This is a genomic window from Allokutzneria sp. NRRL B-24872 (assembly GCF_002155965.1).
Classification (GTDB): Bacteria; Actinomycetota; Actinomycetes; order Mycobacteriales; family Pseudonocardiaceae; genus Allokutzneria.
In genome coordinates this window covers 27,071-42,167 of sequence record NZ_MUMH01000025.1, presented here as the reverse complement: position 1 = coordinate 42,167, position 15,097 = coordinate 27,071, and the positions used below count along the sequence as shown (strand labels likewise).

General features: G+C 70.0%; 17 protein-coding genes and 3 tRNA genes. 14 read left to right on the top strand and 6 right to left on the bottom strand.

Annotated elements, in window-relative coordinates; all coding sequences use genetic code 11:
• Nucleotides 1-29 precede the first annotated feature (29 nt).
• The 13 genes from CCN37_RS07685 to CCN37_RS07625 all read left to right on the top strand — a co-directional run bounded on the left by CCN37_RS07685 (nt 30) and on the right by CCN37_RS07625 (nt 8,888).
• Entirely contained in the window at nt 30-2,174 is a 2,145-nt protein-coding gene (locus tag CCN37_RS07685; protein ID WP_086819977.1) for a penicillin acylase family protein, read from the top strand.
• A complete protein-coding gene (locus CCN37_RS07680) occupies nt 2,171-3,031 on the top strand; it encodes a hypothetical protein (protein ID WP_086819976.1) in 861 nt (286 codons plus the stop codon). The genes CCN37_RS07685 and CCN37_RS07680 overlap by 4 nt, the downstream gene beginning before the upstream one ends.
• Before the next feature lie 18 nt (nt 3,032-3,049).
• Nucleotides 3,050-3,529 (top strand): DUF2975 domain-containing protein, encoded by a 480-nt coding sequence (locus CCN37_RS07675; RefSeq protein ID WP_086819975.1) that lies wholly within the window; start codon nt 3,050-3,052, stop codon nt 3,527-3,529.
• An 85-nt stretch (nt 3,530-3,614) separates the two neighbouring features.
• Complete coding sequence (locus tag CCN37_RS07670) at nt 3,615-4,043, top strand: hypothetical protein (RefSeq protein ID WP_246842873.1); 429 nt, start codon at nt 3,615-3,617, stop codon at nt 4,041-4,043.
• A 59-nt stretch (nt 4,044-4,102) separates the two neighbouring features.
• Nucleotides 4,103-4,267, top strand: a complete 165-nt coding sequence (locus tag CCN37_RS07665) for a helix-turn-helix transcriptional regulator (RefSeq protein ID WP_086820014.1) — start codon at nt 4,103-4,105, stop codon at nt 4,265-4,267.
• Nucleotides 4,264-5,223 carry an NAD(P)-dependent alcohol dehydrogenase gene (locus tag CCN37_RS07660; protein WP_086819974.1) on the top strand — a complete coding sequence of 320 codons (960 nt, stop codon included), beginning with the start codon at nt 4,264-4,266 and terminating at the stop codon, nt 5,221-5,223. The genes CCN37_RS07665 and CCN37_RS07660 overlap by 4 nt, the downstream gene beginning before the upstream one ends.
• Nucleotides 5,224-5,282: 59 nt before the next feature.
• A complete protein-coding gene (locus CCN37_RS07655; RefSeq protein ID WP_143261477.1) occupies nt 5,283-5,504 on the top strand; it encodes a hypothetical protein in 222 nt (73 codons plus the stop codon).
• Between the two features lie 59 nt (nt 5,505-5,563).
• Nucleotides 5,564-6,154 carry a TetR/AcrR family transcriptional regulator gene (locus tag CCN37_RS07650; RefSeq protein ID WP_086819972.1) on the top strand — a complete coding sequence of 197 codons (591 nt, stop codon included), beginning with the start codon at nt 5,564-5,566 and terminating at the stop codon, nt 6,152-6,154.
• The gene (locus tag CCN37_RS07645; RefSeq protein WP_086819971.1) at nt 6,151-7,518 is read left to right on the top strand and encodes an FAD-binding oxidoreductase; all 1,368 of its coding nucleotides are present in this window, start codon (nt 6,151-6,153) and stop codon (nt 7,516-7,518) included. Before CCN37_RS07650 ends, CCN37_RS07645 begins: the two co-directional genes overlap by 4 nt.
• An 11-nt stretch (nt 7,519-7,529) precedes the next feature.
• Nucleotides 7,530-8,378: an alpha/beta fold hydrolase gene (locus CCN37_RS07640; RefSeq protein WP_086819970.1), complete on the top strand. Its 849-nt coding sequence runs from the start codon at nt 7,530-7,532 to the stop codon at nt 8,376-8,378.
• A gap of 197 nt (nt 8,379-8,575) precedes the next feature.
• Nucleotides 8,576-8,648: transfer RNA gene (locus CCN37_RS07635), tRNA-Asp, on the top strand.
• A 91-nt stretch (nt 8,649-8,739) separates the two neighbouring features.
• Nucleotides 8,740-8,811: transfer RNA gene (locus tag CCN37_RS07630), tRNA-Glu, on the top strand.
• A 4-nt stretch (nt 8,812-8,815) separates the two neighbouring features.
• Nucleotides 8,816-8,888, top strand: a tRNA-OTHER gene (locus CCN37_RS07625).
• A 16-nt stretch (nt 8,889-8,904) separates the two neighbouring features.
• Here the strand turns inward: CCN37_RS07625 and CCN37_RS07620 are convergent.
• Nucleotides 8,905-9,546, bottom strand: coding sequence for a hypothetical protein (locus tag CCN37_RS07620; RefSeq protein ID WP_086819969.1), 642 nt, complete (start codon nt 9,544-9,546; stop codon nt 8,905-8,907).
• A gap of 131 nt (nt 9,547-9,677) precedes the next feature.
• On the opposite strand from CCN37_RS07620, the gene CCN37_RS07615 reads away from it, so the two are divergent.
• Nucleotides 9,678-10,052, top strand: a complete 375-nt coding sequence (locus CCN37_RS07615; protein ID WP_143261476.1) for a hypothetical protein — start codon at nt 9,678-9,680, stop codon at nt 10,050-10,052.
• A gap of 49 nt (nt 10,053-10,101) precedes the next feature.
• On the opposite strand, the gene CCN37_RS07610 is transcribed toward CCN37_RS07615, so the two are convergent.
• The 5 genes from CCN37_RS07610 to CCN37_RS07590 all read right to left on the bottom strand — a co-directional run bounded on the left by CCN37_RS07610 (nt 10,102) and on the right by CCN37_RS07590 (nt 15,089).
• On the bottom strand, nt 10,102-10,743 hold the full coding sequence (locus CCN37_RS07610; RefSeq protein ID WP_086819967.1) for a DUF5984 family protein: 642 nt from the start codon (nt 10,741-10,743) through the stop codon (nt 10,102-10,104).
• 33 nt (nt 10,744-10,776) lie between these two features.
• Complete coding sequence (locus CCN37_RS07605; protein WP_086819966.1) at nt 10,777-12,129, bottom strand: DUF2252 domain-containing protein; 1,353 nt, start codon at nt 12,127-12,129, stop codon at nt 10,777-10,779.
• Nucleotides 12,130-12,136: 7 nt separating this feature from the next.
• On the bottom strand, nt 12,137-12,853 hold the full coding sequence (locus CCN37_RS07600; RefSeq protein WP_086819965.1) for a dienelactone hydrolase family protein: 717 nt from the start codon (nt 12,851-12,853) through the stop codon (nt 12,137-12,139).
• 10 nt (nt 12,854-12,863) lie between these two features.
• Entirely contained in the window at nt 12,864-13,847 is a 984-nt protein-coding gene (locus tag CCN37_RS07595; RefSeq protein ID WP_086819964.1) for a helix-turn-helix transcriptional regulator, read from the bottom strand.
• Between the two features lie 345 nt (nt 13,848-14,192).
• Nucleotides 14,193-15,089, bottom strand: a complete 897-nt coding sequence (locus tag CCN37_RS07590) for an alpha/beta hydrolase (RefSeq protein WP_143261475.1) — start codon at nt 15,087-15,089, stop codon at nt 14,193-14,195.
• Between the last annotated feature and the right edge of the window lie 8 nt (nt 15,090-15,097).

Sequence of the window (15,097 nt, the reverse complement as noted above, 5' to 3'; positions counted from 1 at the left end):
GTCGCGACGGGAGTCCGTCTACTGGCTCGATGCGCCGAAAGATCCACGTGGACAACCTGGTCTCGTTGCACCGGGGCGAGCGCGGTGTCATGCGCGTGCGCGCGGACTCGGAACTGGGCGTCTACCGGGGGCTCGGTATCGCGCACGCGACCGACCGCGCGCTCCAGATGCTCATGACACGCATCATCGCGAGGGGGCGCGGCGCGGAGGTGCTGGACCCCGACCTGGTCGACGTGGACCTGTTCTTCCGCAAGATGAACTGGCAGAGCGATCTCGCGCAGGAGACCGCCGCGCTCAGCACGGACGCGCGAGACCGGCTCGACGCCTACGTGGTCGGCGTGAACCACGTGCTGTCGCGGTCGGTCCCGTGGGAGCTGCGCGTGCTCGGGCATCGACCGGAGCCGTGGACGATCGAGGACATCGTGCTCGTTTCGCGGATGGTCGGCTACGTGTCGCTGGCGCAGTCGCAGGGCGAGCTGGAGCGCTGGATCGTGGAGTGCGTCCGCGCCGGAGTCGGTGTCGAGCACTTGGAGGCGCTGTTCCCCGGGCAGCTGTCCGGGCTCGATCCGTCACTGGTGAAGAAGGTGCGGCTCACCGACCAGCTCGTGCCGGACGCGGTGCGGGAGCTGGCGTCGCACTCGCGGCTGATGGCTTCGAACAACTGGGTGGTGGCCGGTCACCGCACGCGGTCCGGGCGGCCGTTGCTGGCCAACGACCCGCATCTGGAGATCAACCGGCTGCCCGCCGTCTGGTACGAGGTGGTCGTCGAGTGCCCCGACCGCTACGCCGTCAGCGCGACGATTCCCGGACTGTGCGGGCTTTTGCTGGCTCGCACCGATGACCTGGCGTGGGGCGCGACGTACAGCTTCGCCGATGCCACGGACTCGTGGGTAGAACGCGTGCAGGACGGCCGCGTGCTTCGCGGCGAGGAGTGGTCTCCGCTGCGTCAGCGCGTGGAAGTGGTGCGGCGCAAGGGGAAAGAGCCCGTCGAGGTCACGTTCTGGGACACCGAGAACCACGGCGTGCTCGACGGGTCTCCGGAAGACGGCGAGTACCAGCTGGCCACGCGGTGGGCGGGCGCGCACGGCGGCGCCAGGTCCATCGAGGCGATGTTGGCTCTGTGGAACGCGAAGACCGTCACCGAGGGCATGCGGCACCTCGGCGAGCTGGAGGTGTCGTTCAACTTCGTCCTCGCGGATTCGTCGGGCGACATCGGCTACCAGATGTCCGGCCGGATTCCTGTGCGCGGTCCCGGGCGGAGCGGCTTGATCCCCTTGCCCGGTTGGGATTCCGACAACGACTGGCAGGGCTTCCACCCGGCTTCGGAGCTGCCTCGGGCGCAGAATCCGGAGTGCGGCTTCATCGTCACCGCGAACAACGACCTCAACCATTTCGGCGTGGTCTCCCCCATCAACGCGCCGATGGCTTCCTACCGCGCGGACCGGATCGCCGAGCTGCTTGGTGCTTCAGAGAAACTCGGCGCGGAGCACATGAAGCGCATCCAGCACGACCTGCACTCGAAGCAGGCCGAGCGTTTCGTTTCGATCTTGCGACCGTTGCTGCCGGACACCGCTTCCGGGCGAGCTGTCGGCGCATGGGACTTCTCCTACGACGCGCGGTCCGAGGGCGCGGAGGCGTTCGAACGGTTCTACGCCAAGCTCATCGAGCTGGTCTTCGGTCCGGTCCTCGGCACGGCGACGGTCGCGCACATCATCGCGCAGACCGGAATCCTCACGGACTTCTACGCGAACTTCGACCGCGTCCTGCTCTCCGAGCGTTCACCGTGGTTCGGCGGCAAGACCCGCGAAGAGCTGTTCGAGGCAGCCGCTTCCGCCGCGCTGACCGGGAATCCCGAGCCGTGGGGCAAGCGGCGCGGCGTCGTCATGAGCCACATGCTCTTCGGCGGGAAGCTACCGCGCTTCGCCGGGTTCGACCGCGGCCCGGTCACCCTGGTCGGCGGGCGGGCGACGCCGCACCAGACGCAGATCTACCGCTCCGCCGGAAGGCTCACCACGTTCGCGCCGTCCTTGCGCGTGGTCGCCGACTTCGCCGCGCCCGGCTGGGAGAGCTGCCTCGCGGGCGGCCCCTCCGACCGGCGCTTCTCGCGGTGGTACTACTCCGACATGCACGACTGGATTAATGGCCGGTACAAGAGACTCGGGCCCACGTCATGAGGTCCTTGCTGGACGTCATGCTGCGACAGGCTTCCCGCGTGCGGGTGGCGGAGATCTCCGGCTCCGGCACGGCCGTCGTGGACCTGGAGCCACCGGGCGCACGGGATCGGCTGCGCGCGGCCATGGTGGTGGAGTCGTTGCCGGGCTTCGTGTGCATGTGCCGGGGCGACGTCCGCTTCGAGATCGTCGGCCCGGACGACGGCGTGCTCGCGGTCGTCGTGCTGCACCACGCCTCGACGCTGCGCTGGGACCGCTGGGAGGGCCACGCGGTCCTCGCCGACGGCCGATTGGTGTTGCGGTGGCTGGAGGAGCAGGGCATCTCCAACCCCTCGCGGCAGGTCGCGGAGGCCGAGTCCCGGCGTGATCAGGCTTCGGAGGAGGAGGCCGCGTGGGTGGCGGCGATCCCGGCCGCGCTGACCCCGCTCACCGACCGCGTGCTCGCGCTGTCCAAGATCGGCGCCGTCCCGTCCGCCGAGTGGCTCGGCGAGGCACAGGACCTGTTGCGCCGAGCCGTTCCCGATCCCGTGGTCCGCGTCCTCGACCTGTTGGCGTGGTGCGGTTCCGGCAGCGGCCGGTACTCGGGGTTCCCCGCGCACGAGGTGGTTCCCGGGCTCCTGCTCAAAGCCGTGCCGATCGCGGAGATCACCGTCGCGCTGCGCGATCCGCGGGCGCGGCCGGAGCACGACGCGGGCGCGGTCCGGCACCTCGTCGGGTGGAAGAGCCGGTCCAAGCACAAGCGCGACGTCGACTCGCTGCCCGAACCGCTCAAGGAGCGCCTGCTGCGCCAGGCGGAGCGCTCCGACGATCCGACCACGCTGCGCCGAGCCCGGCGGATGCTATTGAAAAACGATAGATAGTGATTGATACTCGATGACATGAACCGCGTTGCCCTTCTCGTCCTGCGGGGACTGATCACCTTCACCCTGCTCGTCTCGGTCTTCGGCCAGGTGGTGGCGATCCCCAACGCCGTCGCCGACGAGGCGCGCCTGCACCCGGAGCTGACGGACCACGTCACCGCCTACAGCGCGGTCGGCATCGTCGGAGTGCTGTGCGTGCAGGTGGCCCTGGTCGCGGCGCTCGTGCTGCTGTCCATGGCCGAGACCGACCGGCTGTTCACCCAGCGAGCCTTCCCGTGGGTGAACGTGGTGATCGGCGCGACCGCCGCCGCGACGGCACTGACCACGGGCTTCGGCGTGCACATGCTGTCCAGCGAGATCCCGGGGCCGCCCGCGCAGATCCTCGGCGTCGGCGGGCTGGCCTTCGGCGGGTTCGCGCTGCTGCTCGTCCTGCTGGTGATGCGCGGACTGCTGCGCAGGGCGACCGCGATGGAGGACGAGCTGGCCGTCGTCGTGTAGCGCCCCGACGTCAAGAATGTTTGACATGGTGTCGAAGTGTCTTTACCTTCGACGGTGTCAAACATTCTTGACACGAGGGGGCGTCGTGGCGGTCGAGGAAAAACGCGCGTGGATCATGGCGGTGGTCGCGGTCGCGGGGTACGCGAGCTACCTGCTGCTGGTCCTCGGCAGGTGGGACGGCGGGCCGCTGGCGGAGGTGCGCTACGCCGACGCCCTGCTGTGGACGGTCGGCGCGGCGATCGTGGCGGGGATCGCGCTGAACGTCCTGGTCGCGGTCACCGGTGAGCGCGGCTCGACGCTGCGCGACCAGCGGGACCGCGAGATCGAGCGCTTCGGCGACCACGTCGGCAACGCCTTCGTGGTGATCGGAGCGATCGCCGCGCTGCTGATGGCGCTGGGCGGGCTGGCGCACTTCTGGATCGCCAACGCCATCCACCTGGGCTTCGTGCTCTCCGCCGTGCTCGGCTCGCTGGCCAGGATCGGCGCCTACCGAACGGGTTTCCAGCCGTGGTGAAGCCGAAGCCGACCAGGGTGACCAACCGGATCAGGGCGCTGCGCTTCGCCGAGGACGAGATGACGCAGGCGCGCCTGGCCGAGCTGATCGGGGTCACCCGCCAGACGGTCATCGCCATCGAGCAGGGGCGCTACTCCCCCTCGCTGGAGATGGCCTTCCAGATCGCCCGGGTGTTCCGGGTGGGGCTCGACGACGTGTTCCAGTACCCGGAGGAGGCACCGTGAAGGCCATCGTGCAGCACCGCTACGGATCGACGGAGACGTTGGCGCTCAAGGAGATCGACTGGCCGGTCCCCGGGCCCGGCCAGGTGCTCGTCCGGGTGCGCGCGGCCGGGATCGGCCCGGACGTCACGCACCTGATGACCGGGAAGCCGTACCTGGTGCGACTCATGGGTTTCGGCCTTCGCAGACCCAAGGTCGCCGTGCGCGGGCGCGACGTCGCGGGCGTCGTGGAGGCGGTCGGGCCCGGGGTGAGCCGATTAGCCCCGGGCGAGGAGGTCTTCGGCACCTGCGAAGGCTCGCTCGCCGAGTACGCGGTGGCCGACGAGGGAGTGCTGACCCGCAAGCCCGCGAACCTCAGCTTCGACCAGGCGGCAGCCGTGCCGATCTCCGGAGGCACTGCGCTGCAAGGACTTCATGGCGTCCACAAGGGACAGAGGGTGCTGGTCATCGGCGCCGGAGGCGGAGTCGGCACGTTCGCTGTGCAGATCGCCGCATCGCGCGGGGCGCACGTCACCGGAGTGTGCGGCCCGGCGAAGCTGGACATGGTGCGGGACTTGGGCGCTGAGCGCGTCATCGACTACACCACCGAGGACATCACGGCCGCCGGGCACCACGACCTCGTGCTCGACGCGGCGGGATGCCGGACGCTGCGCCACCTCCGCCGCGCGCTGAGGCCGAAGGGGACCCTGGTGATCGTCGGCGGGGAGAACGGCGGCAACTGGCTCGGCGGTGTCGACCGGACGCTGCGCGCCGCGCTGTGGTCGCCGTTCGTCGGACACCAGCTGCGCGGACTGATCAGCAAGGAGCGCGCGGAGGACTTCGACGTGCTCCGGGAGCTGATCGAGGACGGCGCGGTGACACCGGTGCTCGACCGGACCTTTCCCCTGGAGCGAGCCGCCGAAGCGATCGACCACGTCCACGGAGGACACACGACGGGCAAGGTCGTCGTGTCCGTGTGACAGTCGCACGTTCCTCGAAATGCGCGCCGCACCGCGAAGCCCGGGTGCAGCCTGGGCCAATGAGAACAAAACTCCTGGCGGTCGCCGCCATGGCCCTGGGCATCGCCTCCCTCAGCGCGCCGAGCGCCTCGGCGGAGGACGCCCTCGTCAAGTACCCGGGACACTTCCCGAGCCTGCAAGCGTGCCAGAACGAGGGCCGCGAACTCGTCCGCCGGACGTGGGCCTCCCGGTACGAGTGCCACTACGACGGTCCGTGGTTCCTCTACTACGAGCCCCGATGAACGACAGCAACTGACATCTAATCTGGCAGCTACTGACACTTCCACGTAAGGTGCTCCTCATGGGAGCACCTGAGGCCGGCCGGGAAGGCAAAGCCGCGCGCACTCGGCTCGCGGTGCGGCGGGCCGCGATCGAGCTGTGCCTGGAGCACGGGTACCCGGCGACCTCCACCAAGGCGATCGCCGAGCTGGCCGGGGTCGCCGAGCGCACGCTCTTCCGCGCCTTCCCGACCAAGGCCGCGATCTTCTGGTTCGACCCGTTCCTCAGCCGGGTGATCAGGAGGCTCGACGCGCGGACCGCCGCCGAGGACCCGGTCTCCGCGCTCAGCTCCGCGGTGCTGGCGACGGCCCGCGCGATCACCGACGAGGAGTGGCGGCTGGAACTGGGCCGCCGCAAGGTGATCCTGCGAGAACCCGACCTGATCGCGACGGGCACGCAGGAGCTGAACCTGGCCGCCACGCGGATCGGCGAGCTGCTGACACCGGTGGACGCCTCGCCCGAGCTGGCCTTCCGCACGGCGCTGTTCGCCCGGTTCGCCGTCGCGGGCTTCGGGATCGTGCCGGTCCACGCCGAGACCACCACCGAGGAGTGGGGCACAGAGCTGGCCCGCGTCGCGCGCTTGGCGGCTGACGGCCCGATGGAGCGGCCGTGATCGAGCTGCCCGGTCTCATCACCGATCCCGAAGTGCTCGCCGGGATCAGCCACGACGAAGCCGAATGGGCTCCCGTGGGACGTCCGGCCGCCGCGCTCCGCGCTCAGTCCACAGTGGACGTTCAGCGAGCCGTTCGCGCGTGCGCCGAGCAGCGCGTTCCCATCGTGCCAAGGGGAGCGGGCACCGGGCTGTCCGGCGGAGCCAACGCGACGGACGGCTGTCTGGTGCTCGACCTCTCGCGGATGCGCGAGATCGTGGAGATCGACACGGAGAACCTGCTCGCCGTGGTGCAGCCCGGAGTCGTCAACGACGATCTCAAGAAAGCCGTCGCCGAGCACGGCCTCTGGTACCCGCCCGATCCGGCCAGCGCTGCGTGGTCGACGATCGGCGGCAACGTGGCGACCAACGCGGGCGGCCTGTGCTGCCTCAAGTACGGCGTCACGCGCGACTACGTCCTGGGCATGCGGGTGGTGATGGGTGGCCCCGCCGGCGACTACGGCACCGAGGTGAGCCTCGGCCGCCGCACCACCAAGGGCGTCGCCGGATACGACCTCACCGGGCTTCTCGTCGGCTCAGAAGGAACCTTCGGCGTGATCACCGAGATCACCCTGCGCCTGCGACCGGCTCCGCGCACGGCCGCGCACACGATCGTCGGCGCGTTCCACTCGCTGGTCGAAGCCGGTCGCGCGGTCGCGCTGTGCACCCGTCGCGGCTTCCAGCCCGCCGCGCTCGAACTCCTCGACCGCACGTGCATGGAGGCCGTCGAGGAGTGGAAGCACCTCGGCGTCGAGCCCGACACCGCCGCGATGTTGCTGGCGCGCGTGGACACCCCGGGCGACGCGGGTGAGCTGGAGGCAACGGCTCTCGCGGAGGCGTTCACCGAAGCCGGCGCCGCGTGGGCCGAGCGGTCCACGGACGCGGTTGAGGCCGAAGCTCTCTTCGCCGCGCGACGCCTGGCATATCCGGCGCTGGAGCGACTGGGCCCCGTGCTCACCGAGGACGTCTGCGTCCCGAGGTCGGCCGTGCACCTCATGCTCGCGCGGGTCGAGGAAACGGCTGCGCGACACCAGGTTCGCATCGCGACGATCGCACACGCCGGTGACGGGAACCTGCATCCGCTGCTGCTCACGCCGCCGGGCGATGACGGCGCCAGGCTCGCCGCGCAGGCCGCCTTCGACGACATCCTCGCCGCAGCGCTCGACCTCGGTGGCACCGTCACCGGTGAGCACGGTGTTGGGCTGCTCAAACGTGCTGGCATGGAACAAGAACTCGGCCCGGAAGTGACCGCCGTGCAACGGGCCCTCAAGCGCACGCTCGACCCGCTGAACCTGTTCAACCCGACGAAGGTCGTCGGCGAACTCTGAAGGGCGGCACCATGCTCCAGCACTTCCCCGTCGACGGCGGTTCCCTCGCCGTCGACGTGCGCACCGCGGAGACCGCACCCGTGCTCGCGCTGCACGGCGTGACCAGCCATCGAGGCCTGTGGAACTGGGTCACCGCACGGGAACCCGGGCTCTCCCTGATCGCGCCCGATCTTCGCGGGCGCGGCGACAGCAGCGACGTCAGCGGCCCGTTCTCCCTCCGGCAGCACACCGAAGACCTGCTTCGCGTGCTCGATGCCTTGCAGATCAACGAGATCATCGTGTGCGGCATGTCGATGGGCGGCTTCCTCGGCGTGGACCTCGCGGTCCGCCACCCCGACCGCGTACGTGAACTCGTGCTGCTGGACGGCGGCTTTCCCATGGCAGGGCACGACAAGCTCACGCCGGAGATGGTCCCGCTCGCCTTCGCGCCCGAGTTCGCGCTGATGGAGCGCGAGTGGCCCGACCTCGACGAGTACGTCGCCGTGCACACCGCGGCGAACTCGTTGCTGTCGGCCGATGATCCGCTGCTGCGCGACTACTTCGCGCACTCGCTCGCGGACGGGCGTGTTCGGCTCAACCGGGGGGCGGTGCTCAGCGACGCCGAGGACGTGTTCTTCGGCGAGCCGCAGTGGCGTGCGCTGACCGTGCCGACGCGGCTGCTGTACGCCGAATGGAGCGTCGGCAAGGACAGCCCACCCGCCTACACACCCGAGGCTGTCACGGGATTCCAGGCCGAGCTCGACTGCCTCGCCCCGCCGGTTCGAGTGTCCACTGTGGACCACGGCACGCTGATGATGTCGGAGACCGGCGCCGCCGCGGTCGCCGAGGTGCTGGTGGAGGTCTGCGCGAAAAGGGATTGACCGTTCGCGCGACATCGGGCGATCATGTTTTCACACAAGCGGAACCGGAGGAGGGGAAATGCCGAACGTCATCGATACTGCGGTCTTCCCCGAGCCTGAGCGCGCGTGCTCCCCTCCATGACTTGCCTGTCGTGACAAGGGAGCCGCCCGTCGGGAAGACCGACCAGGGCGGCTTTCTCTTTGTGTGCGCACATCCAGCTCACGTGGCCTAGCGGTGAGGGCACCGCATTGTCAATGCGGAGATCGCGGGTTCGAATCCCGCCGTGAGCGCTGCCGGGTGCGAGGGGCATGGCGACCCCACCTGATTTGGGATCAGGAGTCACCGCGTTCGACTCGCGGGCATCCGACTCGATTGCACGAAGGCGCGTTGGTCCAGCGGAACGGACACCGGGGTCTCATCCCGGAGACACGGGTTCGAATCCCGTACGCGCTACGCACGTCCCGTAGCTCAGCAGGCAGAGCATCTTCTCAACACGAGGAAGGCCCCGGGTTCGATTCCCGGCGGGACGGCTTCTCGCACCACGGGTCATGCGCGGTCGTGTGCGTCGGCGAACTCGTCGGCCCACGACGTGGCGAGGTCGCGTTCGAACGCGGCGAGCAGGCGGGAACGGGTGTCCTCGCGGCGCAGCCATGCGACCACAACGGGGTTCGCCCGCCGAGCGCGGAGGTCGAAGTCGTTCAGCAGCAAGGCGAGATGCCGATCCGCCGCCGCACCCGACACGCCGTCCCAGGCGGCGAGGAACTGTTCGGCACCGACACCAGCGCGCTCGACAGCAGCGAGAAAGTCCTCGGCGCCAACGAAAGCCCCCACCTTCGACGGGAAGTCGGCGAGCAGCGCGTGCCACAGCGCGTCGAGGTACTGCTCGACCGCCTCCTGCTCGGCGGCGGGCCAGGTGCGCCACTCCTCCTGCGCGAGCTTGCCGAGGACGATGTCCGCGTCGAGCGCGTCCGAGTCCGTCAAACGGCGCAGCAGCAGGGGAAGCAGGCTCTTCACGTCGTGACGGTCGCCGACGGTGTTGCCCAGCTTGATCGTCAGCGAGAAGAGGTCGTGCTCGTGCACCTGTGTCTCGCCCGCGCAGTGCGGGCAACCGTCGAGCACCGCGCGCCTCGGGTACGACGCGAAGGCGTCGTCGACGCGTGCCAAAGCGGTGACAAGGTCCTCGTGCATGCGCTCAGTCTCGCAGCCCGCGCCAGCTAATTGTCCCTGTTTCCCGTTACATCGCGACGAACCTGCGAACCGAACTGGGCGAAGGGGAGTCGTCAACACGAACCACCCTGTTCGTACGAGCTAGGAGTTTCATGCGTAGAAGAACTGTCGCCGGAGCGCTCGCGGCCTCCGCCGCCGCGGCGATGCTGCTCGGCAGTGCGTCCAGCGCCTCAGCGGCCGGGGAGATGAAGCTGCTCGCCTCGGCCAGCAAGGGCGGGGTCACGGCCAAGCTGTGGCTCAACACCAGGACCCGGGTGCTGCACGGCGAGGCCCGGAACCTCCGCAAGGGCGAGATGGTGCGGATGGATCGCAACTACGGCATCGCGGGCAAGTGGGTGGCGCAGAGCGCCGTCGCGTCGCTCAACACGACGGGGTTCCGCGGCTCGGGCGACTTCAGCGTGTGCGCGGGCAGCCCGGTCGGCGGAGCGCGCTTCGTCTGCACGAAGTACTACGACTTCAACGGCTGATGAGCCGCGCGTTGTGCGGGCGTAGCGCATCGCGCCCGCACAACGCGGGTCACCGCAGCAGTTTCCGCGCTCCGGCGCGGACGGCGGCCCAGTCGGTGGCGGGGTGGCGCGCGGCGCGCTCGGCGAGCGAGTGGGCCCGTTGAGCGTGGTCGCGCCGGAGGTCGGTGACGGAGGTGCCGTTGGCTTCCAGGATCGATATCCGCTCCTCCATCGCGGCGATGAGGTCGCGGTCGAGTTCGGTGACGGCGGCGGTGAACTCCTCCACCGGGATCGTCTCGCGGATCGGCGGCCGGTCGAGTTCGGACCAGGTCAGGGTGACCTCCTCGCCGGTGCGCCACCACATGTTGTGCGGCGAGTCGCCGCGGTAGCCGAAGTCCACGCTGTGATCGCACCACCACCCCACGGCGGCGGTGACATCGTCATCCGGGACGTCGTGGTCAGCGTCGTCGAAGTCGGCGACCAGGAACTCCTCCAGGTCCGGCGGAACCGGCTCCAGCGCTGCCGGGGCGAGCAGGCAGACGTCCTCCCAGAGCCGCGCCAGGAAGTAGTCGACCGGGGGTTGGAGCAGCCGGTGCCCGCGGACCTCGATCCAGTAGACGGCGTCGGTCAGGCCGAACCAGTGCGGCCAGTGCCCCTCCCAGGGGACGACGTCCTCCAGCGGGGTCAGCGTGAAGCGGAACCTCAGGCGCATGCGTCGGAGACTGCCACGACGGCCGAGAGCATGTCAGTCGCGGTCCTCGATCTCCGCGTCCAGCTCGCCGCGACGCACGGCGGCCACCAGTTCCTCGTGGTCGGCCTCCGCGGTGTCGGCGTAGCGGACCGCGTACCGGCCGACGGCCTCGTCCAGCTCCTCGTCGTCGCCGAGGTAGCCGGAGAGCAGCCGGGGGTCGGCGGAGCGGCAGTGCGCGCGGGCCAGCAGCGCTCCGGCGAGCCGCCCGTAGTCGTCGAGGTGGTCCTTGCGCAGCGCGGTCGGGTCGATGTCGCCCTTCATGTTGCGGAACTGGCGCACGATGTAGTGCCGACCGTCCACAGTGGTCCATCCGAGCAACAGGTCGGTCTCGGCCTGCACGAGGCGCGCGCCGTCGACGATCCGCTTGCCCTCGTGCTCGTGCGGCGACACGTCGAGGTACTGCTCAAGGCAGGACGGCGCGGCCTGCTTCACCTGGAGCACCAACGCGTCGTCCTCGTTGCCGTGCAACAGGACCAGGTAGTTGCGCAAGCCGACGCTGCCCGTGCCGACCACGCGGAAGGCGACGTCGGCGATGGCGTAGCGGGTGATCAGCCCGCGTCGCGACTCGCGCAGCGTGCCGACGTAGTCGGTGAGACCGGCGGCCACCGACTCCGCCGTCTCGCTGGTGACGTGGCGCAGCACGGGGAGGTCTTCGACGAAGCCGCCGTCGGCGGTCCACTTGGCCACGACCTTGGCGCTGGTGTTCTTCCGCGCCTTCTTCGACGCCTTCTCGAAGTCGTCGAGCAGCTCGTCGGCCTTGAGCTTGCCGATCGAGGCGGCGTCGGCGAGCGCGTTCCACGCCTCCAGGAACGGCATCTCGGCCAGCCGCGCCATTGTCCTGCGGTAGGCGCGCACGGAGTCCTCCGCGGCCTTGGCGCAGCCGTCCTCGGAGACGCCGCCCTCGCGCCCGGCGAGGACGAGGCTGGCGGCGAGGCGCTTGAGGTCCCACTCCCACGGACCGGGCACGGTCTCGTCGAAGTCGTTGATGTCCATGATGATCCGGCCCTCGTTGGTGCCGAAGAGGCCGAAGTTCGCCGCGTGCGCGTCACCGCAGATCTGCGCCGTCACCCCGCTGGTCGGCGTCGCCGCGAGGTCGGCGGCCATCAGCCCGGCGGAGCCCCGGTAGAAGGCGAACGGCGAGGCCACCATCCGGCCGACGCGCAGCGGGACCAGCTCGGGCAGGCGCGGTCGGTCACTGGCGCGGACGAACTCCACCGCGCTCGGCCGCCCGGAGCCCAGTGGGTCGTGGTCGTGCAGCTCCAACGGCACCTCGGCGCGCAAAGCACGACCGCGCTCGAAGACCTCGGCGGGCTTGACCCAGGAGCGGAACGCCGGTTGTGTGTCCACTCCCCCATCATGCACAAGTCAGGTGCTGGGCGAAGAACGCCAGGGTGCGACCCCACGCGAGGTCGGCGGAGGGCTGATCGTAGAAGGACGGCGCGTCCCAGTTGGAGAAGGCGTGGCCCGCGTCGTAGCGCAGCACGCTCACGTCGGGGCGCCCGGCGAAGGCGGCCTCGACCTCGTCGACCTGCGTCTGGGGGATGTACGGGTCCTTGGCGCCGTAGTGGAACAGCAGCGGGCAGTCGATCTTCGCGCTGCCGGACGCCACGTCGGTGATCGCCGAGCCGTAGTAGGACACCACGGCGTCGGGGCCGCGACCGTCCACACGGGACTCGCGCGCGAACAGGTACGCGAGCGTGCCGCCGAGACAGAACCCGACGCCGCCGACCTTCCCGTCGCACTCGGGCATGGCCAGCAGGTGGGCGAAGGTGGACGTGATGTCCTTGGCCGCCAGGGCGTGGTCGAGCCGCTGCGACAGGCCCATGCCCTCGGCGAGCCCCGACTCGTCCTTGCTCTCGAACCGGGGCCGCAGCCGCCAGAACACGTCGGGGACGAGCGCGACGTAGCCGTGCTCGGCGAGCTGGTCCGCGAGGTCGCGCATGTTGTCGTTGACGCCGAAGACCTCTTGGAACAGCAGCACTCCCGGCGCCGGGGTGGCCGTGGGCGCGGCGCGGTACGCGTCGAAGCTCTCGCCGTCGTGGGACTCGATCCGCTCGTAGCGCGCGCTCATCCGGCCGACCCTAGCGGGAGGCGGCCTCCAGCAGGGACAGACCGCACCCGGTGATGCTGTGCAGCGCGGAGCCGCCCCGGCGCTGCGTGATGATCAGCCCGGCGTCGCGGAGCACGGTCGCGTGCTGGCTGGCGCCCGCGGGCGAGATGGCCAACCGCACGGCCAGCTCGGTGGTGCTGACACCGGGCCGGGCGGCGATGGCCTCCAGCACCACGGCGCGGGTCTTGCCCAGCAGCGCCACCAGCGAGCGCGTGCCGGACATCTTCCGCAGCGCGGGGTCGGACCAGCCGGGGGTGCGGTCGACCGGGTAGACCAGCACCGGGTCGCGGTTGGCGTCCTTGAGCGTGACCGGGGTCTTCCAGCAGAAGAACGACGGCACCAGGGTCAGGCCGCGCCCGCCGAGGTACAGGTCCTGCTCGACCGGGTAGTCGACCTCCAGCGTCGGCGAACGCCAGCGCACGCTGGGGTGCAGGTGGTTGAGCACACCCTCGACGCCGGAGCCCAGCATGGTCTGGAACCGGGTCTGCCGGTCGGCGTTGATCTGGGCGGTCATGGTGTTCCAGTACGGCTGCAAGGCGTAGGAGAAGTAGTGCCGCACCGTGCGGTCGAGCAGGCCGAGCACCTCGGAGTCGCCGGTCGCCAGGCGCTTGACCGGCGAGGGCAGCGGCTGCTCTCCCGCCAGCTCGGCGACGTCCTCGTGCAGGAACCGGCCGGAGGTGTTGAGCAGCCGGTCCAGCGCGCTGGAGAGGTCCTTGGAGCCGACCGTGGGTGTCAGGAAGTCCGCGGAGTAGCCGCGCGCGGGTGCCAGCGTGGTGAGCAGCCGCACCGACGGGGTCGCCTGCCCGCGAACCCGGGAACGCCACTGCCCGAACGGGATCTCCCCATCGGTCTTCTGCAGCATGTGGACACTGAGCAGCGTCTCCCACATCGGGTCCGGCGCGTCGAGCACGCGCACGCGCGAGAGATCGTCCGCTTCGAAGTGGATGCGCAACATATGTACCTGCCCCAGATTTCGTTCTTGAACAAAGCATCCTGGTCACAGCACCCGCACACCGCCACACACACGCGTGTGTGGGCGTGCGCTGTGCGTGCACGAACAGGACTGACTCACCCTGTGGTGTGACGTCTTCGGCGCTCTTCCGAGGCCGTGGAGCTGCGACGGCACCGTGTTCACCGAGGTTCCCGATATGACCTGAAACGCACTCGGAATGGTGAATGCGCGCGAACATGTTCAACTTCTTTTATGTCGCCATCGCGGAACAGATTGCGAGAGCGCTCTCACGGCACTCGTACGTGTGCGGAACTCACGTGCCGAAGAAAGGATTTTCGCGTATTCCGCTCAGTGCGGGAGCACGTGGCCGAGTGCGCGCAGAAGCCGCTCGGCGAAGTCCTTGGGATAGGTGTGGCCGGTCTCGGCCATGACCTCAAGCCCGGTGTCGAAGCCGTGCCGGGCCAGCTCGGCGGCGAAGCGCTCGGCGGCGGGGCGGTCGTCGTCGTGCTCGCCGGTGAACACGTAGCCGCGCGGACGGCGGGCCGGATCGGCGATGACCGGCATGCGGTCCTCTGGAGGGCACAGCGCGAGGAAACCGGTCGCCTCGGGCACGGCGTCGCTCATGGTCCATTCCAGGGCGAAGCGGGCGCCCTGCGAGTACCCGGCGAGCACCACCGGAAGGCCGTCCGCGACGGAGGCGCACAGCTGCGCGACCTGCGCGCGGGCCTGGTCCTCGTCGATCCAGCCGACGTCACCGTCCGACGTGGTCAGTTCGCGGCTCTGCGGCACCACGACGAGCAGTCCCGCCTCGCAGGCCGCGCTCCACCTGCGGGCGAAGCCGCGGTGGCGGTCGGTGCGGGCGTGCAGCGGGACGAGCACGCCGCGCGGCCGCCCCTCGGGCTCGTACACCATGGGCGGCACGTCCTGGGGAGTCCGGTCGCGGCGCTGCTCCGACCGGCGCACGATCTCGGCGAAGTCGGCGCGTCCGAGCAGCGAGCGCAGCGGCGGGTTGATGGTCAGGATCTCCTCCCACCACCACAGCCCCTCGTCGAGCGCCTCGCGCAGCACGGCGATCGCGGCGTCATCGTCCCCGGTGCGGCACAGCGTCTCCGCGACCCAAGCCTCGGTCAGCGCGCGCTGCTTGGGGTAGCCGCCGTGCGCCCGCATGGCCAGCTCGCGGGCCTCGGCGTGGCGTCCCTCGGCGAGCAGGTCGACGACGGAGTCCTTGAGCTGCCCCAGGAACATGCCGGTGG